This is a genomic window from Mesorhizobium sp. LEGMi-168a, from assembly GCF_058312955.1.
In genome coordinates this window covers 69,752-90,809 of sequence record NZ_JBZEGV010000017.1, presented here as the reverse complement: position 1 = coordinate 90,809, position 21,058 = coordinate 69,752, and the positions used below count along the sequence as shown (strand labels likewise).

Annotated in this window: 22 protein-coding genes and 2 tRNA genes; 10 read left to right on the top strand and 14 right to left on the bottom strand. The window is 61.7% G+C overall.

The window, feature by feature from the left end; all coding sequences use genetic code 11:
* Positions 1-43: 43 nt before the first annotated feature.
* From AC4FWB_RS21520 to AC4FWB_RS21510, 3 genes are all read right to left on the bottom strand, one after another.
* Positions 44-718 carry a protein-L-isoaspartate O-methyltransferase family protein gene (locus AC4FWB_RS21520; protein ID WP_491028264.1) on the bottom strand — a complete coding sequence of 225 codons (675 nt, stop codon included), beginning with the start codon at positions 716-718 and terminating at the stop codon, positions 44-46.
* A gap of 104 nt (positions 719-822) precedes the next feature.
* Positions 823-896: transfer RNA gene (locus tag AC4FWB_RS21515), tRNA-Cys, on the bottom strand.
* Between the two features lie 174 nt (positions 897-1,070).
* Positions 1,071-1,331: a hypothetical protein gene (locus AC4FWB_RS21510; protein WP_491028263.1), complete on the bottom strand. Its 261-nt coding sequence runs from the start codon at positions 1,329-1,331 to the stop codon at positions 1,071-1,073.
* Positions 1,332-1,549: 218 nt separating this feature from the next.
* Between AC4FWB_RS21510 and AC4FWB_RS21505 the strand changes: the two genes are divergently transcribed.
* Positions 1,550-1,624: transfer RNA gene (locus AC4FWB_RS21505), tRNA-Asn, on the top strand.
* A gap of 156 nt (positions 1,625-1,780) precedes the next feature.
* On the opposite strand, the gene AC4FWB_RS21500 is transcribed toward AC4FWB_RS21505, so the two are convergent.
* From AC4FWB_RS21500 to AC4FWB_RS21475, 6 genes are all read right to left on the bottom strand, one after another.
* The gene (locus tag AC4FWB_RS21500; RefSeq protein WP_491028262.1) at positions 1,781-2,686 is read right to left on the bottom strand and encodes a GGDEF domain-containing response regulator; all 906 of its coding nucleotides are present in this window, start codon (positions 2,684-2,686) and stop codon (positions 1,781-1,783) included.
* 6 nt (positions 2,687-2,692) lie between these two features.
* Complete coding sequence (locus tag AC4FWB_RS21495; RefSeq protein ID WP_491028261.1) at positions 2,693-3,139, bottom strand: response regulator; 447 nt, start codon at positions 3,137-3,139, stop codon at positions 2,693-2,695.
* Positions 3,136-5,115 (bottom strand): sensor histidine kinase, encoded by a 1,980-nt coding sequence (locus AC4FWB_RS21490; RefSeq protein WP_491028260.1) that lies wholly within the window; start codon positions 5,113-5,115, stop codon positions 3,136-3,138. The genes AC4FWB_RS21495 and AC4FWB_RS21490 overlap by 4 nt, the downstream gene beginning before the upstream one ends.
* Positions 5,112-6,077, bottom strand: a complete 966-nt coding sequence (locus AC4FWB_RS21485; RefSeq protein WP_491028259.1) for a porin PorA family protein — start codon at positions 6,075-6,077, stop codon at positions 5,112-5,114. The genes AC4FWB_RS21490 and AC4FWB_RS21485 overlap by 4 nt, the downstream gene beginning before the upstream one ends.
* 312 nt (positions 6,078-6,389) lie before the next feature.
* Positions 6,390-6,950: an ATP-dependent DNA ligase gene (locus tag AC4FWB_RS21480; RefSeq protein ID WP_491028258.1), complete on the bottom strand. Its 561-nt coding sequence runs from the start codon at positions 6,948-6,950 to the stop codon at positions 6,390-6,392.
* Positions 6,951-7,385: 435 nt separating this feature from the next.
* Complete coding sequence (locus AC4FWB_RS21475) at positions 7,386-8,528, bottom strand: helix-turn-helix domain-containing protein (protein WP_491028310.1); 1,143 nt, start codon at positions 8,526-8,528, stop codon at positions 7,386-7,388.
* Between the two features lie 220 nt (positions 8,529-8,748).
* Between AC4FWB_RS21475 and AC4FWB_RS21470 the strand changes: the two genes are divergently transcribed.
* The 4 genes from AC4FWB_RS21470 to AC4FWB_RS21455 all read left to right on the top strand — a co-directional run bounded on the left by AC4FWB_RS21470 (position 8,749) and on the right by AC4FWB_RS21455 (position 10,459).
* The gene (locus tag AC4FWB_RS21470) at positions 8,749-9,039 is read left to right on the top strand and encodes a hypothetical protein (RefSeq protein WP_491028257.1); all 291 of its coding nucleotides are present in this window, start codon (positions 8,749-8,751) and stop codon (positions 9,037-9,039) included.
* A 106-nt stretch (positions 9,040-9,145) separates the two neighbouring features.
* Complete coding sequence (locus tag AC4FWB_RS21465; protein ID WP_491028256.1) at positions 9,146-9,376, top strand: hypothetical protein; 231 nt, start codon at positions 9,146-9,148, stop codon at positions 9,374-9,376.
* A 288-nt stretch (positions 9,377-9,664) separates the two neighbouring features.
* Complete coding sequence (locus AC4FWB_RS21460; protein WP_491028255.1) at positions 9,665-9,883, top strand: hypothetical protein; 219 nt, start codon at positions 9,665-9,667, stop codon at positions 9,881-9,883.
* Positions 9,884-10,027: 144 nt separating this feature from the next.
* Positions 10,028-10,459, top strand: a complete 432-nt coding sequence (locus tag AC4FWB_RS21455; protein ID WP_491028254.1) for a cupin domain-containing protein — start codon at positions 10,028-10,030, stop codon at positions 10,457-10,459.
* 96 nt (positions 10,460-10,555) lie between these two features.
* Here the strand turns inward: AC4FWB_RS21455 and AC4FWB_RS21450 are convergent, their stop codons facing one another.
* On the bottom strand, positions 10,556-11,011 hold the full coding sequence (locus AC4FWB_RS21450) for a carboxymuconolactone decarboxylase family protein (RefSeq protein WP_491028253.1): 456 nt from the start codon (positions 11,009-11,011) through the stop codon (positions 10,556-10,558).
* A 249-nt stretch (positions 11,012-11,260) separates the two neighbouring features.
* Between AC4FWB_RS21450 and AC4FWB_RS21445 the strand changes: the two genes are divergently transcribed.
* The 3 genes from AC4FWB_RS21445 to AC4FWB_RS21435 all read left to right on the top strand — a co-directional run bounded on the left by AC4FWB_RS21445 (position 11,261) and on the right by AC4FWB_RS21435 (position 13,085).
* Complete coding sequence (locus tag AC4FWB_RS21445) at positions 11,261-12,016, top strand: copper homeostasis protein CutC (RefSeq protein ID WP_491028252.1); 756 nt, start codon at positions 11,261-11,263, stop codon at positions 12,014-12,016.
* Positions 12,016-12,528 carry a GNAT family N-acetyltransferase gene (locus tag AC4FWB_RS21440; RefSeq protein WP_491028251.1) on the top strand — a complete coding sequence of 171 codons (513 nt, stop codon included), beginning with the start codon at positions 12,016-12,018 and terminating at the stop codon, positions 12,526-12,528. Before AC4FWB_RS21445 ends, AC4FWB_RS21440 begins: the two co-directional genes overlap by 1 nt.
* A gap of 71 nt (positions 12,529-12,599) precedes the next feature.
* On the top strand, positions 12,600-13,085 hold the full coding sequence (locus AC4FWB_RS21435; RefSeq protein WP_491028250.1) for an SRPBCC family protein: 486 nt from the start codon (positions 12,600-12,602) through the stop codon (positions 13,083-13,085).
* 6 nt (positions 13,086-13,091) lie between these two features.
* Here AC4FWB_RS21435 and AC4FWB_RS21430 read toward each other — a convergent pair whose 3' ends face one another.
* The 4 genes from AC4FWB_RS21430 to AC4FWB_RS21415 all read right to left on the bottom strand — a co-directional run bounded on the left by AC4FWB_RS21430 (position 13,092) and on the right by AC4FWB_RS21415 (position 18,190).
* The gene (locus tag AC4FWB_RS21430; RefSeq protein WP_491028249.1) at positions 13,092-14,114 is read right to left on the bottom strand and encodes an acyltransferase family protein; all 1,023 of its coding nucleotides are present in this window, start codon (positions 14,112-14,114) and stop codon (positions 13,092-13,094) included.
* Positions 14,115-14,317: 203 nt separating this feature from the next.
* Positions 14,318-15,115, bottom strand: a complete 798-nt coding sequence (locus AC4FWB_RS21425; protein ID WP_491028248.1) for an FAD binding domain-containing protein — start codon at positions 15,113-15,115, stop codon at positions 14,318-14,320.
* A gap of 119 nt (positions 15,116-15,234) precedes the next feature.
* On the bottom strand, positions 15,235-17,580 hold the full coding sequence (locus tag AC4FWB_RS21420) for a xanthine dehydrogenase family protein molybdopterin-binding subunit (RefSeq protein WP_491028247.1): 2,346 nt from the start codon (positions 17,578-17,580) through the stop codon (positions 15,235-15,237).
* Between the two features lie 109 nt (positions 17,581-17,689).
* Positions 17,690-18,190, bottom strand: a complete 501-nt coding sequence (locus AC4FWB_RS21415; RefSeq protein WP_491028246.1) for a (2Fe-2S)-binding protein — start codon at positions 18,188-18,190, stop codon at positions 17,690-17,692.
* Between the two features lie 197 nt (positions 18,191-18,387).
* Here AC4FWB_RS21415 and AC4FWB_RS21410 point away from each other — a divergent pair, with 197 nt between their 5' ends.
* The gene (locus tag AC4FWB_RS21410; RefSeq protein ID WP_491028245.1) at positions 18,388-19,626 is read left to right on the top strand and encodes an FIST N-terminal domain-containing protein; all 1,239 of its coding nucleotides are present in this window, start codon (positions 18,388-18,390) and stop codon (positions 19,624-19,626) included.
* A gap of 6 nt (positions 19,627-19,632) precedes the next feature.
* Positions 19,633-20,973 (top strand): ATP-binding response regulator, encoded by a 1,341-nt coding sequence (locus tag AC4FWB_RS21405; RefSeq protein WP_491028244.1) that lies wholly within the window; start codon positions 19,633-19,635, stop codon positions 20,971-20,973.
* Positions 20,974-21,058 lie beyond the last annotated feature (85 nt).

The window sequence follows — 21,058 nt, the reverse complement described above, 5'->3', positions numbered from 1 at the left end:
CGCAAGCGATCATGACAGCGCCTTCGCTGCAAGGCAAAACCGCTTAAAATTCGAACGCATGGACACGTTCGAAGCCCGGTAGTGGCTTAATTGCCGCATTAAATGCGCGTCTTCCGGTTACAACCCCCCCAGCCTTGAAAAATAGCCGCGCCACGCCAGAGTTGCCCTGCCCTTCGACCACAACCAGCCGTCCGTCCTCGGCGAGCTGGCCGAGCAATGCCTCCGGCACTTCCTCGACGCTGCCACCGATGAAGATGACGTCATAGGGGGCGTTGGCGGCATGACCCTGCGGCAACGATCCGGTCACCACCGTCACGTTCTGGCAACCCAGCGTCGAAAGCGCAGACTTCGCGGCTTCCGCCAGCGCCGGGTCGCTTTCCAGCGCAACCACCGATTTTGCGATTCGGGAAAGCAGGGCGGCCGAATAGCCGGTGCCACAGCCGACATCGAGCACCGAATCGCTGTCGCTGATCTCGGCCAGCTGCAAAAGCTTGGCGAGCGGCGACGGCTCCATCAGGTAGCGGGCGCCGCTGCCATTGGCGCCGCCGGAAACACGGATGTCCTCGTCGATATAGGCGAGATCGCGCTGGCCGGCGCCGACGAAGGCTTCGCGCGGCACGGAAAGCATCGCTTCAATCAGCGGTGCGCTGGTCACGTCGGTGGTGCGGATCTGGCCGTCGACCATCTTCACGCGGCGTTCGGAGAAATCAGCGTTCATGTCCCAACCAACCCGCTTCCCGCGCCAATTCAAGTCCCGCAAAGTTCGCAGGCCAATTCGACTGGAACCTGGTTCCGGCGCGATAGCGCTGGAGCCCGGGCATTTGGAGGCCTCGCCCGGAATCGAACCGGGGTGCAAGGATTTGCAGTCCTCTGCGTAACCACTCCGCCACGAGGCCTTCCATGCTCCCGGCGTTCCGAGCGAACTCATTATGTTGGCGGTGAAAGGTCGTCAAGCACCGGAAAATCATTCCCGACGCTTTCCCACGCGTCATCGGGAACAATGGTTGCCGATCGCTTGCGGCCGGTCTCGACGGCGCCTTCGAAGCTTTCCGGGTCTCCCCTGGCAGCATTCAGTCCGGCCGGCGCCGACGCTGCCACCAGACGACGAAGCGCCGCCTGTGGCGACGCACCAACGCGAATTCATAGGACAGGATCAGCAAGCCCAGCGGAATCATCCAGAAGCCGAGAATCGGCAGAAAGCCGAGAATACCGCCGACGGTGAGCAGCACGCCGATCGCGATCCGCGCCCCCCGCGAGCGGGGCATGGTGAATTCGCGGCCCAAGATCGTGATCTTCCGTACCGGGGCGCTATCGTCGTCAGTTGCCGTCATTCAAAACCAGATCCCATCTGCGCGGCTGCAGCTCGTCAGTACCAAAGGCAACAACCGGCCGCTTTGTTCCGTGCCAGTGTGAACCCGTTCATATGTGGGCACGCCGAAACGATGCCACAAATGGCCGCACGAAAAACTGGAGAAAAATTGCGAATTGCTGCTTTGCAAAGCTGAAAGGTGTTTGCTATAGGCTGCGCCACTCACATCAGAGCCTCCGTTCCCCGGTAGCTCAGTGGTAGAGCAACCGGCTGTTAACCGGTTGGTCGCTGGTTCGAATCCGGCCCGGGGAGCCAATAATTCCAAAGCCTTACGGGTTTTACGAATTTCCAGTAGTTTGCGCATTTGCTGCTCCGAGCAACGCCTGGAGCAACATCCTGCCTTTGCCTTTCGCCATCCTCCCCGGTTATCAGAGGCGATCCATTTGAGGACTTATCGCAGAAAAAGGGAGGTTATCGTTGGGCCGCCTTGGTCCGGCGGCTATCTTTATCCACGTACATCGCCTCGTCCGCTTCGGCTATCAAATCGTCGATGGATTTCAACGTTTCCGTTGTTGGATCATGGTGGGCGAAGCCCAAACTGAGGGCCAGCGCCGGCTCCCCCGCCGATTCGAGATTGTGATCCTCCACGGCGCTGGTGAGTCGGCGACGCAGGAGGTCGACAGCTGCTCTGTCGACCCCATCTGTCATCACGATAAACTCGTCGCCACCGATTCTGGCGATCACATCGGACGCCCGGAAAACGGAACGCAGAACCCCAGCGGTCCTGATCAAAGCCCGGTCACCGACCTCATGCCCAAAATGATCATTGATGCGCTTCATGCCGTCCAGATCGACGAAGATCACCACCAATCCCGTTCCGGTCCTGGCGGCGCGCTTCACCAACTCTTTGGCGAGCACTGCGAAGCCACGACGGTTATGAAGGCCGGTAAGTTCGTCGACGAGCGACAGGTCCCTAATCTGCAGCACCATTCTATGACGCTCTCGGGCATAGCGGATTGCGCGAACGATTTGCGGCCCGTCGATTTGCCCTTTGACGAGATAGTCCTGTGCGCCGTCGCGAACCGCTTGAATCGCTGACCGTTCATCGTTGAGGCCGGTCAGCACTATGACCGGCACGTCGGGGGCGGTCTCCTGAAACCGCAGAAGCGTATCCAAACCCGTACTGTCGGGGAGAAACAAATCGAGCAATACGAGGTCGAAGTTCTGATCGGCGATTTGCTCGAGGCCATGGGCCAACCGATCCGCTGTCGAGATCATGAAAGACTTGGTGCTGCCGTCCGTAAGCAGTTCCCGGAATAGCCTGGCATCACCGGGATTGTCTTCAACGAGGAGAATGTTTAGCGGACGTTCGGTCAACTCACGCTACTCCGGTGGCAGCTTTACAATCGAGAGCCAGAAGTTCTCGATCCCCCGCACTACGCGCACGAACTCATCCAGGTCGACGGGCTTGGTGATGTAACAGTTGGCATGCAGGTTGTAGCTGGTCAGGATATCTTTCTCGGCCTGCGAGGTGGTCAACACCGCAACTGGGATACGTCGCAAGTTTTCGTCCGTCTTGATTTCGGCGAGAACCTGACGGCCGTCCATTCGGGGCAGATTGAGATCAAGCAGGATCAGGTCAGGGCGTGGCGCGTCGGCGTAGCGCCCTTCCCGCCGCAGCAACGACATGGCCTCGACTCCGTCCTGCACGACGTTGAGTTCATTGCGCACCTTTGCGTCTCGCAACGCCTCGATCGTGAGCCGAGCGTCGCCGGGATTGTCCTCGACAAGGAGGATGTTGATGGCGCGTCCAGTCGAGTTCATGTTCATACCGGATCCATTTGAGATGCCGAGGACGTTGAGGTCAACTTCCGTGCCTGGTTGATGTCATCCTCTATATCCCGGCAGGGAAGCGTGAAGAAGAAGGTCGAGCCATGGTTGACCTCAGACTCGACCCAAATTCGGCCGCCGTGGCGTTCGACGACTTTCTTGCAAATGGCAAGACCGATGCCAGTCCCCGGATATTCGGCCCGTGTGTGCAAGCGCTTGAAAACGGTGAAAAGCTGCTCGATGTACTTGGCATCAATGCCGATGCCATTGTCCGCGATCGAGAATAGCCATTCCCTGCCGTCTAGCCGAACCGCGATCTCGATTTCCGGGACGCGCTCGCCACGGAACTTGATGGCGTTGCCGATCAGGTTTTGGAACAGTTGAACCAACTGGAATCGATCGGCATCGATCTTCGGCAGTTCGGACTTTCGGATGATTGCGCCGCTCTCGATCAGCGCCGCTTTGAGGTTCGTCAAGGCGCGCTCGACCACAAGATTGCAATCGATCGCCTCGAACGCACTGCCCTGCGTGCTGACACGTGAGTAGACCAGCAGATCGTTGATCAACGCCTGCATCCGTGCAGCGCCATCCACGGCAAAATGGATGAACTCGTCGGCATCGGCATCCAACCTTCCTTTGTAACGTCTGCCAAGCAATTGGGTATAACTTGCCACCATTCGCAGCGGCTCCTGCAAGTCGTGCGAGGCGACATAGGCGAAGCGCTCCAGCTCGATGTTTGACCGGGCCAGCTCACTTGCCCTCAGGTCGAGCTCGCGTGTCTTTTCCGCGACGCGCAGCTCCAGAGTGGCAGCATGCGCGTGCAGTTCGGATTCCCGGCTTTTGAGCGCGGTCGTCATTCGATTGAAGGCACGCGCCAAACGACCAAGCTCGTCGCTCGAGGAATCAGGCAGCACCACATCCCGCTCGCCAGCCTGGACTCGTCTGGCGCCCGCCTCGATGCGCCGGATGGGGTTGGTAATGGTGCGCGACAACAATCCCGACGCCGCCGATGCGACGAGCAAAAGCAGGCCGCTAGCGATCGCGAGGCTCTGGCCGAGTTGATAAACAGGGGCGAAGGCTTCGGCCTTGTCGAGTTTTGTGATGAGACACAAACCAAACTTCGGCATCCAGCGATAAACGGTGATCGCCGGAACGCCGCGGTAGTCATTCGAGAGATCCAGCCCATCGTTGTGGTCAAGGCAGAGCCGGGCCGCCACGCTTCGGTCCGAGCTAAGGGTGCTCGCGTCGGCGTCGGTCAGCAGGCGCGGTCTGTTGACAAACTGCTTATGCGTATCGATCAGGTATGCTTCGTCGGTCGCGCGGAGCCCTGCCCGACGATCGACAGTACTAGCCAAACTCTCCGTTCCGAGACGGGCGACCAGAACGGCAACAAGTGCACCGTTCCGGGCACGGAGCGGCGCGGACAAGAACGGCGACAACAGGGTGAGGTTCCTCGAACGGTCCGGCACCAGGTAGAGGCCGGCGCGGATCTTGGCATTGGTGAAATAAGGCTCACCCGCGCCCTGGCGGCTATGATCGGCAGGATCCGTCGCCGTCAGGACTCGGCCCGATTTCGGTTCCATCACAAAAAGCGCGACAAAGTCCTGGCCCTCTCCGGTGCGCGCTGCAAGGTCGTCGCGGAAGTCAGCCCAATCGTCGAGCGTCGCATCCGCAGGAAGACCGGCAAGCTTGGTGAAGTCGTCGACAATGTGGGGCGATTCGCTGAGCCCGCGCAGCTCGCTCAACTGCCCGTCGAGCCATGACCCGATCGCGGCCTGTTTTTCCAGTGCTCGCGATTGGACCTCGGCAACAACGCTGCTCTCAAGCGCCGCCCTGCCCTGGTTGAAGGCCAGCCATCCGGTCGCGCCGAGAAGGATTGCAGCGAAGAGCGCAAAAAGCAGGGTAAGCTTTTGTGAAATCCCAAGCCGCAAGAGCGGCAAGGCCTCCTGCGGATCGCCATGCGATCGCATGCTCATTCCGCACTCGGCCGCGCGCCGCGGCGAAGCTGCAGCAAACCGATCGCCAACCAGGCGAGAGCCAGCGCTACCAGGGCAGCGGGCAGCCAGATCTTCGCCGCTAATATGCGCAGTCGGACCGAAGTCGCCGCGCCGAACAGGTCGGCCTTGGACTGCGCGGAATACCTAGCCCGCCAGACACTGAAGTCGCCTATCGACTTCCCGGTGGCCGGATCGACGAAAAAGCTGTGGCCATTATCCGTCATGTCGACAAGGGTGCCTGAGACGGGTTCGACCCACAGAAAGCCTTCGCCGTCTGTCCCGACCCCGAAGCGCTCGGGTACGTCGGGAAGATAATCATAGGTCTTTGTCTCGTCGAGGTCCGCGATCGTGAAGCGGTACACTGCGAGCGCCAGACCGTCGACCACCTCATTGTGATCGAAAGCCAGGTGTCGTGGACCGCCATAATAGGGGTCCCAGACCTCATCAGCGACGTCCCTCAGATGCGGCGGGAACAGGAATTGCCCACTGCGGCTAAGGTCGCCGTAGCCCGCCACATTCTGCCTGGTCATGCGATCGACGCCGTAAAGGCCGGTGGTTTGATAGTTCACCTCACCGGTGTCAGTCGTCCAATCGATATGGCTCTGGACGATGGCAACGTCGCCGGTGGCGCTCAGCACCTGGTCGACACGACGGCCCTCCTGGTGGAACGCGGCGAAGGCCACATCTGGCGTCTGCCGGAAGCGGCTATCCGATTCGAGGATGACGCTACCGGTATAGTCAGCCGGCAACCTCTCCAAGGCTGGTCCGAGGCTCAATCGTATAATCGCTGCGGTAACGATCAAAAACGCTGGTGGCGCAAGGACCCACAGGAAAGGTATCGAGCGGCGCCCCTGCGGAGCATTCACCATTGCCGATGCATGCGGCGCATCAGCTCCCATCGTTGCTCCCTCGGCTTGCCAACGGCAATCGACTTTCGGCACGAATCGCTCCTATGCCGACCAATATTCCATGCGTGCGTTAGTCTATCTGCGAGCTGCTCCACGATATCTGCTTCCCACAGAGGGATCAAGATCAAGGATCTATTGCCCCTTGTGGATTCCCTCATCTTATCGCGGCATAGATAACCTTTTGCTTACGATTTCACGCCCAAGCATCAGATGGTCCGGTGCAAATGGCTTTCGTAAGCTGAGGACATTGGCACGACCGGCGTCGGCACACGATCGGGATACCTGACGAGAGCTGTATTGCCGCGACTCGCGGGGGCGGGGCAGCGTTCGGGCCGGATCACACACCTAGCAATTCGAAATCGGCTTTCTCGAACATTTGGCCTTCAGCCATGTCTTAGACGGTCCGCTCCTGTAGCGGCTATCGGCGCGTTTCGAAATGACGCCACTAAGCCCGGTTTTCTCGATGGCGCGAAAGATCGCCAGCGCGTCGCCCTCAAAATGCTCACTGTATTGGATCTTGCCGACGCCAGGCTGAACCAATTGCCGCAGCGCTTGCTTGCGCTGCAGCAAGGGCAAGCGGACGAGATTGAGACCGTCGAGATGGAGAATGTCGAACGCGACGAACACCAGCCGGCTCGGCTCGTTCCAGATCGCGGCTTCCAGCGCAGCGGAATCGGGCGAACCACGCACGCCTGACACAATCACCTCGCCGTCGAGAATGGCGGCCCGACACTGCAGTTCGACAGCCAGGGCGAGGGACCAGTATTTTGTCGTCCAATCACGGCCGTTCTTGCTGTACAGACGCACGCCACCTTTATCGATGATGATCTGCGTCCGGTAGCCGTCGAGCTTGGCCTCGTGAACCCATCCCTCATCTTCGGGTATCCGCTCGACAAGAGTTGGCATCTGCGGCGAAATGAACTCCAGCCGGCTGCCGTCGAGCTTGGCACGCTTACTCAATTACGCCACCATCTTTGACGGATAGCGGTGGCGTTATCGGCACAGGCGGACCGATGTCCCCAACTTGGACACCTGCCGCCCGTGCCGAGCCCCCACTAAGCCATTCTGCTGCGGAATGAATTCCGGCCGGCCGCCCCCGGCTTGGCACGCTTACTCAATTACGCCACCATCTTTGACGGATAGCGTTGGCGCGATCGGCACAGGCGGATCGATATTTCCCCCCAACTTGGAAACCTACCGCCTGTGCCGAGCCCCGCTAATCCGTCACGAACATCTATGAATAAGGGCGCATTGTCGTTAGCTGCGCATCCAAATACTTATCCTGGCGTGCATATCTCGATATCGGCGCGGCATCCTCTCCGAGGGCCGCCAACGCCCTGCTCAGCTTCCAAGCGCTTTGAGCCAAGCTTCAAAGGAAGAGGCCTTCTCGTGCGCGCCAAGCGAAACAGAGTGGGCGGGGCGCGGCAATACCATCGTCCTGCGGCCTTCACGCGGGCTGTAACCGAACTCCTTGCTGAACGCTCGGCTGAAGTTTGCCGCTGAACTGAACCCGAAGGCTTCCGCAATTTCAACAATGCGTCGGCTGTCCGCCGGGTCGCTAAGCGCAAGATGGGCTGCTAAAAGTCGGCGACTTTGAATGTAGTGGAGAACGCCACCGCTCGGTTCGAACAACTGATAAAGGCGAGATCGAGAAACGCCGAGCGCCCGACACATAGAATCCGGTGTCAGACGAGCCGCGTCCAGATTGTTTTGGACGTATCGACGCGCTCGCTCCATGAGCGCGACACTCGCCAGTTGTTCGGCCGCCGCGGCATGTTCCGCCGGAGGCGCAAGGCAGGCAATGATCATGCTGCGTGTTGCGTGTACGATGCGGGGCAGATCTTCCGCCGTGAGATTGCGCAGTCTTGTTACGATGCTGTTGACGTAGTCGATCAAAAGGTTAGCAAAGTTACCGGACAGAATTGAATTGTTGTTCGCGTCGAGGGTCCCCGCCGCGTCGGCGAACAAATCACGCGGCAAATAGAGAAAGAGACTTTCGGATTCCGTTGTCCTTCCGCGAAACGGGTAGCCAAGCGACCTGATCTCCAATTTGCCCGGCTGGCCCTCCGCGACGCGGCGATCAACCTCCGTCCATGACCGGCCAGTATGTGGTAAGACGACATACCAGTGATCGATCGAGCTGGACCGTAACTTCGCGGCAGAACGTATATAACTGTGCGCTGGCGCACGCTGTTCAACGACCAGCATGCCACCAAGATTCCAAGCCGTGTGGTCGGCGGGAAAGCCGTCGTCCGGCGATTTGTTATCCGGCAGCTTGACCTCGACAAGCGGTGCCACATGCGCTTGCCAAGCGGTGAATTGATCCCCTGGTGCCAGCGCGAGCGTTGAAAAGGACAACGGTTCTAGTACCGGCGCGAGTTGTGGAGCGACCTCATTGCTAGGTTGAACGTCGCGCGGCCAACGGCGTCGCTCACGCTCCGGCGCTTGCGCAGCATGGGCCTCGTCCTGCTTTTTGGCGTCCATCGCGCGTGGTGTCATATCCGATTCCGGTATGCCCATGCCCTCGCAATCATGTGGTGTATCCCGGGCCTCTGGCAAGCCTGTTGGCCGCATCGGCGATCACGCTGGATTACAGCAAGAAATGCATCCCGAGATAAGTTTCTGGATGCGAAGATAACGACACTCTCCAAACTGGTGCGTATAGATTCCAGCATCGTGAAAGCGATGTTGAGGAGACCACGAAATGAACGAAAAGCTCAAAGGAGAAGCCCGCCGCAAGATAATTCTTGATGGATACGTTAACAACGAGCCATTGAAAAACATTGCGGCAAAGCTCGGATGCTCATTGGCGAGCTTGAAAGTCAGCGCCAGCAAACTTGGCTGCACCAGAACTCCAAAAGAGGCGGCGGATTTTCGGCGCGGTTTTTGTATACCGGAAGACAAGCGGCAAGACTATTACCAGCTTATGACCTCCGGACAATATAGATCTCGCGAGTGCGCGCAGATCCTAGGGCTGCTGACAACGCAATCATAAGCCCGGAGGAAATCTGGCTACAATACTATTGACGATACTGTCGCTCAAGCCTCAGTGATAAAAGCCCGCCGCAAAGCACGGGCGGCGGGCCGGAAAGGTCCGCTCAATGCTGCGCCAGCGTTTTAGTCGCACCTGTCTTAGCCCTCTCGATCTGGCTGTTTGCGAACGCGTGTTCAACCAGGTCTGCGCGGATGAACAGCTCGATCCTTTGGACCCGGACGCCGAAATTTTAGCGACGATGGTTGTGGCCATTTTTCGAAATGCTCACACTTGCGAGCGGGAGCTGCTGGAAGCGGTCAGATCCCTCCGGCAAAAGGTCACAGGAACCGGCCAGTAGCACATGTCGCTCAAAACTGCTCAGCGACGCCTCGATTGAGATGCTGGAAGGGATCGGCAGTTCATAGTTCGCAGTTTCGTCCAGCTCGGGAGCCAAGTTTTTCAACCGACATTGGACGAAGCGCGGAATTCTGTTCTGCGATCCGCTCGACTGCGTTCAGCTATGGGCTCAAACGACCCTGCGGATGCTGGATCATTTGTTGCCGCCAGATGATGCCCGTTGCCGTGCAACCTCGAGGATGAGCACGCGTTTACGACGATTGTCCGGTTTCATGGGAGAGCGGCCATCATGGCTAACTACTCCAAACTGATTGGCTCGATCGTCGGTGGCGCGGTGGGCTGGCTTGGCTCGAAATACGCCTTGCCACCCGATTTGACTTCGCCCGAAATCCAGGCCGCGGCGACGCTCATCCTGAGCGCGGTGGCGACCTATCTGTTTCCGGCAAACGCCCAGAGCGCGGCGCCGACGGCCGAACGGCCCGCCGATACGACACCCCGGAATCGGTGAAGGTCGCATCCGCGCTACGGTCCAATGCCTGTCAGAAGGCGACGAGTTTGATCGAAGCGCGGCTCGCGTTTCCAAAGACGCCGCCGTTGCACTTGCGCGCGAATGCATGTCGCGCGATGGTCGCGCGACTTTCGGGGAGGATTCATGCGCAACATCCTGGCATCGGCGCTGCTGCTGGCGGCAGCGCTTTCTTCAAGCACCGCCCTCGCTCTGGACAGTTCCGGCACACCGGGCGTCGTCACGCCGCTTGCCTCCAAGACGACCACCGCCTCAGGCCAGCCGATCACGCTGCCGCAGGGGAATGTCGAGGTTCAGGTTTCGGCCTATCAGATCGCCCCCGGCGCGACGCTTCCAGTGCACAAGCACCCCTTCCCGCGCTATGCCTACGTCGAGGCAGGCACGCTCAAGGTCACCAATATCGAGACCGGCAGCAGCAACACCTACAAGACCGGCGATTTCATCGTCGAGATGATCGGGCAATGGCATCAGGCCACCAATATCGGCGTCGATCCGGTGAAGCTTCTGGTGATCGACCAGGTCAAACAGGGCGCCAAGAACACGATCTTGAAGCAGTAGCCAGGCAGGCACCTGCATCTGCAGGCATCGAGGCAAAGGGCTTCAAGTATCCGTTTGCCAGGCGCCCGCCCCGAGGTGGACGCCTGGCTAGCTGTCTTAGCCCCAAGCGCCCACCGGCTGCCGGGTCGGCGCATTCAGGCGGTTGAACGCATTGATCAGCGCGATCTGAATCACCAACGCGGCCAGCGCCTTGTCGTCATAATGACGGGCGGCCTCGTCCCAGACGTCGTCGGGCACCGCGTCGGAGCGATCGGCCAAGCGCGTTGCGGCCTCCGTCAACGCAAGAGCAGCCCGTTCGGCACCGTTGAAGTAAGGCGTTTCCCGCCAGGCGGAGACGGCAAAGATCCGCTCGTCCTTCTCGCCCGCCTGCTTCAGCTCGCGCGCGTGCATGTCGACGCAAACGCTGCAGGCATTGATTTGGCTGGCACGCAGATGGATGAGCTTGCGCGTCACATAGGGCACCTCGGCGGCTTCGGTCGATTTGTCCAGCGCCAGCAACGCCTGCAGGGCGCCGGGAATGAGCATCACCGGGTTCTTCAATCTGGCTTCCATCGTTTGTCTCCTGTGGTCTTGCAACCGTTATCGCGCATCGGATTCGCCAATGGCGGCTTTGGTGAAATCAATAACCATTCGGTTATGATTTACCCATAACCTTGCAGTTATGGATTGTCAAGCGGCACCCGCCACGCCCGACGGCTGAAGGCCATCGTCTTCGCTTGCTGGATCGATCGTTGCGGCTTTCGCGACACCCGTCCCGATGCTAGGGCTGGTCACCCCTATTTGAAGCATGGATGGACACTTGTGATTGACGCCCGACAGCCGCTGATCGAAATCTGCGTCGAAGGCATCCATGGGCTGCTTGCCGCGCAGGCCGCCGGCGCCGACCGGGTCGAGCTTTGCGCCAGCCTGGTCGAAGGCGGCATCACACCGAGCCTCGGCACTGTGCGCGCCGCGCTCGAACGCGCAACCATCCCCTTCCATGTCATCGTGCGCCCGCGCGGCGGCGATTTTCTCTATAGCGAGGCGGAATACCGCTCGATGCTCGCCGATGTCGAAGCCCTCCGCGATCTCGGCGTGGCCGGCGTCGTCGTCGGTTGCCTGACCGCTGACGGAGCCATCGACGAGGCGCGCATGAGCGAGCTGGTGCAGGCCGCAGGCCCTCTCAACGTCACCTGCCATCGCGCCTTCGATATGACGCGCGATCCGCCGGAGGCGCTCGAGGCGCTGATCCGCTGCAAGGTCGGCCGGGTGCTGACCAGCGGCCAGCGCGACACGGCGCTGGAAGGCGTTGACCTGCTTGCGCAGCTCGTTCGCCAGGCTGGCGAACGCATCATCATCCTCGGCTGCGGCGGACTAGCGCCCGACAATATCGGCGAAGTCCTGAGGCGAACCGGACTGAGCGAGATGCATTTCGCGGCGCTTGCCGACGTGCCGAGCGCCATGCGCTACCGCAACCCGCATGTCGGCATGGGCGGCGCCGATCTCGATCGCGAATACCGCAACACGGTGACCGACGAGATTCTGGTGGCGGCAACGATCGCGGCCGCGAGAGCGTGATGCCGGAGACAACGATGTGGAAAGACCGGCTGCTGATCGAACGCGTCACGCCCGCCGACGAGGCCGCTATCCTCACCCTCAACAACGAGCATGCCGCCGAACTGTCCTGGCTGGAGCTTGAGCGGCTGTCGTTCCTGATCGGGCAGGCTTTCTACGCGCGCCGCATCGGCGCGCTCGAAGCCTTCATCATGTGCTTCGATCAGGACGCGCGCTACGACAGCCCCAACTTCCTCTGGTTTCGCGAGCGCTATCCGCGCTTCGTCTATGTCGACCGGGTGGTGGTCGCGGCCGAGGCGCGCGGCCGTGGCCATGCGCGCCGGCTCTATGAGGATCTGTTCGAGCATGCCCGGCGCGCCGGCCATACGATCGTCACCTGCGAGGTCAACGCCGATCCGCCGAATCCTGCCTCGGATGCCTTCCACGCAGCGCTCGGCTTCGCCGAGGTCGGCGATGCCGTGATTCACGGCGGCAAGAAGTCGGTGCGCTATTACGCCAAGCCGGTCGCCGGCTAAGCGACAAAGATTGCTGGTCCCAAAAACAAGCCAGAGCTAATGTGGCCGCTGCGCTGGCTGGGGGTCATGTCATGCCGAGCAACGTCTTCCGCTTCGACGAGAGCTGGGACATTCCGGACGCGACGCCGCAGGAGGTATGGGACGTCCTTTCGGATGCCGAGCTTCTGCCGCTCTGGTGGGGCGACGCCTATAAGGAGGTCGAACCCCTCGACAAAAAGGGCAAGGGCGTCGTCGGGTCGCGGGCGAGAGCCAGGGCGCGAGGCGCCCTGCCCTATGAGCTGAATTTCATCATCGAGGCGGCCGAGCTCGAGCCAGGTCGCCTGGTGGTGGTGAAGACCTTCGGCGATTTCGATGGGCTATGGCGAGCCGAACTATCGCCGTCCGGAACCGGAACGCATGTGAAGCTCACCTGGCAGGTCATCGTGGGAAGGCCGATCCTCAAATTCCTGGCGCCGCTGCTCAGGCCGGCCTTTGCCTGGAACCACCGCTGGACCACGCCGCGCGGCGAAGCCGGGCTTCGGCGCTATCTGGCCGCTCAAAAGGGCATCAAGAACTGACCACCTTCACCAATTGCGGTTGAGCCAGCCCCGGGCTGGTTTTTCGATGATGTAGTAGCTCGCCAGCGCGCAGGCGAAGACCGCGGCCAGCATCGGGATCGGCGCGCTGTCCCGGTCATAGACGAACTTGTAGAAGGGCTGCTGCCAGAGATAGAGCGAATAGGACCACAGCCCCAGCATCACCATCGGCCGCGACGACAGCAATCCGGTGAGATACCCGCCCGCGAAGTCGAGCGTGTTGACGGCGAGCGCGAGCAGCGGCACTCCCAATAGATAGTGCACGGGCGTGGGCACCGGATCGAGGAACAGCAAGACCGCGCCAGCGGCAGCCGCCAGCGCCACATGCCGGTTCATCAGAAAGGCCGGCAGCCGTCCGTCGGCTTTGAGCAGGCAGATCGCCGCCGAAAGCAGGATCGAGGCGATATGCACGTCGGTGCGCCAGTAGCTGGTCTCGTAGTCCATGCCGAACGCCCAGTAGGAGATGGCGCCGTTGGCCATCGCAAGCAGCGACAGCGCCATAAGCAGCCGCACGACATTTGCACGCCCGGACACCACCATGCTGATCAGCGCCAGCAGAATATACGAATGCTCCTCGACGCAGAGCGACCAGATATGGTCGAGCGCGCCGGCGCGGTTTACGAGAATGCCGGCATAGTTGTAGGTGAAGGTCAGCGCCGTCAGCGCCGCCTTCCACTTGAAGGCGATGAAGCTGCCGGCGAGCCCGGCCATGGCGGCGATCACGAACACCAACAGCGCCGGATAGATACGCGAGAAGCGGCGCTTGAAGAATTTCTTCAGCGGAAAGCGTTCGATGAACAGGATCTCGCCCATCAGCCGGCCGCTGAGCACGAAGAAGAACTCGACGCCGAGCACGCCGAGATTGATGCCGGGAACCGGAAAGAAATGGCCGATCAGCACGAGCGCGATCGACAGCCCGCGCCAGCCGTCGAGATAGGCCAGCCTTGTACGCGCCGCTTTGTCGGCTGCGGCCCGTGGCAGGACACCGGCCGTCGCGGAGATGTCGGTCATGCCGTCCTTCGCAACTCGAGGCCCCGGCACGGATGGCCCGTGCCTGGAACCGCTTCGTTTCCCGCCGCGTTCATTTTGCAGTGCGGGATAATCTTGTGCAAGTGCGAAGCCGCGAATTCTCGGGTAATTCCTGCCAAGTCGTTGCGAATACAAAAGGAAAAGGGGCCGCTACGGCCCCTTCCTTTCGTCCAGGCTGCGAGCGTTCACGCGTTGGCCGCGGCCACCGCGCGCTTCGCCATCACCGCGATCAGATTGGCGCGATAGTCGGCGGAGGCATGGATGTCGCTCATCAGGCCTTTGGCCGGCACTTTGAGGCCGTCGAGGGCCGAGGCGTCGAACTTCTTCGCCAGCGCCGCCTCGATTTCCCTGGAGCGGAAGACGCCGTCGTCGCCGGCGCCGGTCACCGCCGCTCGCACTCCATCCTTGCCCTTGGTGACGAACACGCCGACGATCGCGTAACGCGAGGCCGGGTTGCGGAATTTCTGATAGGCCGCCTTGGCGGGCGCGGTGAAGGTCACCGCCGTGATGATCTCGCCCTCCTTCAGCGCCGTCTCGAACAGGCCCTTGAAGAATTTGTCGGCGGCGATCTGGCGCTTGTTGGTGACGATGGTCGCTCCCAACGCCAGCAATGCCGCCGGATAGTCGGCCGCCGGATCGTTGTTGGCGATCGAGCCGCCGATCGTGCCCTTGTAGCGCACCGCCGGGTCGCCGATCAGCGAGGCCATATGGGCGAGCGCCGGGCAGGCCTTCTTCAGCTTCTCGTCGCTTGAGACGTCGTAATGCGTCGTCGCCGCTCCGATGGTGACCGTCTTGCCGGAAACCTTGACGCCCTGCAGCTCCTTCAGCCGCGACACGTCGACCAGATCCGAAGGCGCCGCGAGCCGCGTCTTCATGGCGGGGATCAGCGTCATGCCGCCGGAGAGCAGCTTGGCGTCACCGCTCTTCAACAGCTTGGCCGCCTCGGTGACCGAGGCGGCGCGGTGGTAGTTGACTGCGTACATGGGTTCCTCCCCTAAAGTGATTGGGGAGTAGTGAGTAGTCGGTAGTCAGTAGGGAGATGGCCGCTGACGGAGGCCAAGGCTCTCTATTCCCTACTCACTATTCCCTACTCACTACTCACTCATTTCGCCGCGCGTATCGCCGACCACACGGTCGACGGCGACGCCGGCATGGCGATGTCGACGACGCCGAGCGCATCGGTGATGGCATTGATCACCGCCGGCGGCGAGCCGATGGCGCCGGCCTCGCCGCAGCCTTTGACGCCGAGCGGATTGCCCGGGCATGGCGTGTTCGAGGTCGAGACCTTGAACGACGGCAGGTCGCCCGCGCGGGGCATCGTATAGTCCATATAACTCGCCGTCAGCAGCTGCCCGCTGGCGTCATAATACGCGCCTTCGAGCAGTGCCTGGCCGACCCCTTGCGCAATGCCGCCATGCACCTGCCCCTCGACGATCATCGGATTGATGATGTTGCCGAAGTCGTCGGCCGCGACGAACTGAATGATTTCCGTCAGGCCGGTTTCCGGATCGATCTCGACCTCGCAGATGTAGCAGCCGGCGGGGAAGGTGAAGTTGGACGGATCGTAGAAGGCCGTTTCTTTCAGGCCCGGCTCCATGCCGGCCGGCAGGTTGTGCGCGGTATAGGAGGCAAGCGCGACCTGGAACCAGGGCAGGCTCTTGTCGGTGCCGGCGACCTTGACCTCGCCATTCTCGATAACGATGTCGCCCTCGTCCGCTTCGAGCAGATGCGCCGCGATCTTCTTGGCCTTGGCCTCGACCTTGTCGAGCGCCTTGGCGACCGCCGACATGCCGACGGCGCCCGAGCGCGACCCGTAAGTGCCCATGCCCATCTGCACCTTGTCGGTGTCGCCGTGGACGATCGAGACCGAATCGATCGGCACACCGAAGCGCTGGGTGACCAGCTGCGCGAAGGTCGTCTCGTGGCCCTGGCCATGACTGTGCGAGCCGGTCAGCACCTCGATCGTGCCTACCGCATTGACGCGCACCTCGGCCGATTCCCACAGTCCGACGCCGGCGCCGAGCGAACCGACCGCAGCGGATGGCGCAAGGCCGCACGCCTCGATGTAGCAGCTCATGCCGATGCCGCGCAGCTTGCCTTGCTTGGCGGCATCCGATCGCCGCTTGGTGAAGCCGGCATAGTCGGCGGCCTTCATCGCCGCATCGAGCGAGGCGGCATAGTCGCCCGCGTCATAGTTCATGATCACCGGCGTCTGGTGCGGGAAGGAGGTGATGAAGTTCTTGCGCCTCAATTCCGCCGGCGACACGCCGAGCTCGCGCGCGGCGGTCTCCATCATACGCTCCAGCACGTAGGTGGCTTCCGGCCGCCCTGCCCCGCGATAGGCATCGACCGGCGCGGTGTTGGTATAGACGGCGCGCACATTGGCGTGGATCGCCGGTATGTCGTACTGGCCCGACAGCAGCGTGGCGTAGAGGTAGGTCGGCACGCAGGACGAAAACAGCGACATGTAGGCGCCGAGATTGGCTATCGTGTCGACCTTGAGGCCGGTGATCCGGTTGTCCTTGTCGAAAGCCATTTCCACCGTCGAGACATGGTCGCGGCCATGCGCGTCGGAGAGGAAGCTTTCGGTGCGGTCGGCAACCCATTTGACTGGAACGCCGGTCTTCTTCGACGCCCACAGACAGACGATCTCTTCCGGATAGATGTAGATTTTCGAGCCGAAGCCGCCGCCGACGTCGGGCGCGATCACCCTGAGCTTGTTCTCCGGCGCGACATTGTAGAAGGCGCTCAGCACCAACCGGGCGACATGCGGGTTCTGCGAGGTCGTCCAGCAGGTGTAATGATCCTCGGCCTTGTCGTAGTGACCAAGTGCAGCGCGCGGCTCCATCGCATTCGGCACCAGCCGGTTGTTGACGATCTTCATGCGCGTGACGTGGGCCGCCGACCTGATCGCGGCATCGGTTGCCTTGCCGTCGCCGAGCTCCCAGTCGAAGATCAGATTGTTCTCGGCCTCGGCATGGATCTGCGGCGCGCCCTTTTCGAGCGCCTTGGTCGCCTCGACCACCGCCTTCAGTTCCTTGTAGGTGATCTCGACCGCTTCCGCCGCATCGCGCGCCTGACCCTTGGTGTCGGCGATGACGATGACGACGGCGTCCCCGACATAGCGCACCTTATCCACCGCGAGCGGCGACCAGGCGCCCATCTTCATCGGCGTGCCGTCCTTGGAATGGATCATCCAGCCGCAAATGAGATTGCCGATCCCGTCGGCCTTGAGTTCCTTGCCGGTCAGCACGCCGACGACGCCGGGCATCGCTTGAGCTTGTCTGACGTCGATCTTCTTTATCTGCGCATGCGCGTGCGGGCTGCGCACGAACACGGCATGCTTCATGCCGGGCACCACCATGTCGTCGACATAGCGGCCGCCGCCGGTGATGAACCTCTTGTCTTCCTTGCGCGCCACGCGAGCGCCGACACCTTCGATACCCATAAGAAATTCCTCCGGAATTTAGGGGAATAGGGCAGTAGGGGAGCAAGGGAGTAGGGAATTAAGTGCCAAGTGGCTTACTCCCTTACTCCCCTATTCCCTTACTCCCCTATCAAGCAGCTTGCTTCGCCTTGCCCTTCGACCCCTTCGCCATCGCTTGCGATGCGGCGAGGATCGCCTTGACGATGTTGTGGTAGCCGGTGCAGCGGCAGATATTGCCGTCGAGCTCGGCGCGCACGGTGGCCTCGTCGAGTCCTTCCGGATGGTGCGCGATCATGTCGGTCGCCGCCATGATCATGCCCGGCGTGCAGAAGCCGCATTGCAGCCCGTGATGCTCCTTGAACGCCGCCTGCACCGGGTGCAGATCGGCACCGTTCGCCAGCCCCTCGATGGTCACGATGGTCGACCCGGAGGCCTGGACGGCGAGCATCGTGCAGGATTTCACGGCTCTGCCGTCGACATGCACGACGCAGGCGCCGCATTGCGAGGTGTCGCAGCCGACATGGGTACCTGTGAGGCCGAGATGGTCCCGTAAGAAATGCACCAGCAGCGTTCGGTCCTCGGCGCTCCCGCTGACCCGCTTGCCATTCACAGTCAACGACACATCCGACATGCAGCCCCTCCCCTGGGTATAACCTTGGTCATCCGATGCCGATGCCGTGCTAATGCTTCGGCAATGCGCTATCCTCATATCGCGCAACGGTAGGAAACAGCGCGGCCGGCTTTCCGCCAATTGTACTTTCGGTCATGGCCAAAGCGCCGCGCGGTACCGCACCCGGCCCATTGCCAAAACCGTGATTGAAGGCAAAGATGCCTGGGACGCCCCACGTGCCCGACACGTACAAAAACAGCGTTGGAGGAATTGCGGGAGAAGGCAAACTGGCCAGTTCGAGCACGCGCTATGCATGCGGCCTCTCGGCGCTCACCACCGATGAGCCCGACCCTAATGCCTTTGCCCGGGCAATCGCAGCCGAAGCCGCGGCCGTCGACGCCGGCTTCGCGCTGCTCTTCTTCTCCCAGAGCCTCGTCGACGCGGCGGCACTTGCACAGGCGCTGAAGCTCAATGCGCCTTCGCTTGCCTATGCTGGCTGCTCGACCGCCGGCGAGATCACGCCGCAAGGGCTGGAGGAAGGCCACATCCTCGCTTTGCTTCTGCCGTCATCATCGTTTTCGACCGCCAGCATCATGCTCGAGAACCTTTCCTCCTCCGGCATGGACAGGATCACCGACGAGGTCGCCTCGCTGAGGAGCCTGCTGCGCGGCCGCGCTGGCCAGGAGCGCGCGAAAAGCGTTTTCGCGCTCTGCTTCATCGATGGGCTCTCCTACGCCGAGGAAGCGGTGACCTCGGCCATTCACTGGGGACTGGACGACATTCCGCTGATTGGCGGCTCGGCGGGCGACGACCTGAAATTCGAAACGACAAGGCTGATCTCGAACGGCAAGATCGCTTCCGACAGCGCCATCGTCGTGCTGATCGCGACCGAGATCCCCTTCCATGTCTTCAAGACCGACAATTTCATTCCCACCGACGAGAAGCTGGTGGTGACGGCGTCTGATCCCGACCATCGAATCGTGCGCGAATTCAACGCCACCAACGCGGCGGAGGAATACGCCGCCTCCGTCGGCATGGTGCCGCAGGCGCTGACACCCTTAAGCTTCGCGTCTCACCCTGTCGTGGTGAAGGTTGGTGGCGAATATTATTGCCGCTCGATCCAGCGCATGCATGCCGACGGCTCGCTGTCCTTCTTCTGCGCCATCGACGACGGCGTCGTTCTGTCCATCGCGCAGCCCAAGAACATGGTGGAAGCGACTCGCGACGCCCTGCTGGACGTCGAGCGCAAGCTCGGCGGTATCGACATGGTGCTCGGCTTCGACTGCGTGCTGCGCCGGCTCGACGCGCGCAACCGCCAGGTCTTCCGCGATATTTCCGAGCTCTACCGGACCAAGAACGTCATCGGTTTCGGCACCTATGGCGAGCAGTATCGCTCGATGCATCTCAACCAGACCTTCACCGGCATCGCCTTCGGTGAGCGCCGGGCGGCCGAGTGAACTGCCATGCCGCTTCGTGATATCGACGACCTCGAGAAGCTGAAGAAGATCAATGCCGCTCTCGTCAGCCGCGTCGAACGCTCGATGGACCAGCAGGTCAACGCCTTCTCTTTGTTCCAGACCGCGATCTCGCTGGAGAACCAGGTGCGCACCCGCACCGAGGAGTTGCATACGACGCTGCGCCGGCTTGAGCGGTCGAACATCGAGCTCAGCGCGGCAAAGGAAAACGCCGAACTGGCGAATCTTTCCAAGACCAGGTTCCTCGCCGCCGCCAGCCACGACGTGCTGCAGCCGCTCAACGCCGCGCACCTGTCGGTTTCGGCACTCGCCGAAGTCCAGACCAGCGAGGAAGGCAAGAAGCTGGTGCGGCAGGTCGAGCGCTCGCTGGAGACGATGGAAGACTTGCTGCGCACGCTGCTCGACATCTCCAAGCTCGACGCCGGCGTGGTGCAGCCAGAGATTGGCGATGTCAGCCTGGAGGCGCTGTTTTCCTCGCTGCGCTCGGATTTCCTGCCTGAGGCGCAGAACAAGGGCCTGTCGCTGAAATTCCGGCCGGTCAATGCCGTCGTGCGCTCCGACCGTACGTTGCTGCGCCGCATCTTGCAGAACATCCTCTCCAACGCGCTGCGCTACACCCGCTCGGGCGGCGTGCTGGTCGGCACCAGGCATCGCGGCGATACCATCCGCATCGACGTCGCCGACACCGGCTGCGGCATCCCCGACGACCAGCGCGAGGCGGTGTTCGAGGAGTTCCATCGCGGCACCTCGACCCTCGTCGATGCCGGGCTGGCCGGCGGATTGGGCCTCGGCCTCGCCATCGTGCGCCGCATGGCGGCCGCGCTCGGCCATCCCGTCACCTTTTCGTCGAAAGTCGGGCGCGGCACGATCTTCCATATCGATGTGCCGGTCGGCATGACCGCCGCGGCTGAGCCGGCAGCGGGCATCGGCGATTTGGAACGGCCGCGCGGCTACGGCTTGTTCGGCACCAGGGTGCTGCTGGTGGAAAACGACGCCGACGTGCTGAGCGCCATGACCTCGCTACTCGAGCGCTGGCAATGCCTGGTGCGCGCCGCGACCTCGACCGACGATGCGCTCGACCTGCTGGGCGACACCGCTTGGGTACCGGACATCATCATCGCCGACCAGCATCTCGACGGCGGCGACCTCGGCACCGCGACAATAGCCGAAGTCCGCGACTATCTCGGCCGCCCTGTCCCGGCGCTGATCGTCACCGCCGATGGCTCCGAACTCATCGCCAAAGCCGCCCGCGCCGCCGGCATCGAATTGATGCGCAAGCCGCTAAAGCCGGCGCAGTTGCGTGCGTTATTGGCGCATTTGCTGGCTTAAGGGCGCGGTTTTTCTGTCACCACAAAACAAGAGAGCTATTTGCGCTCGAAGATATTGCGCAAGGCAATTGCCATATGGCGCTCGA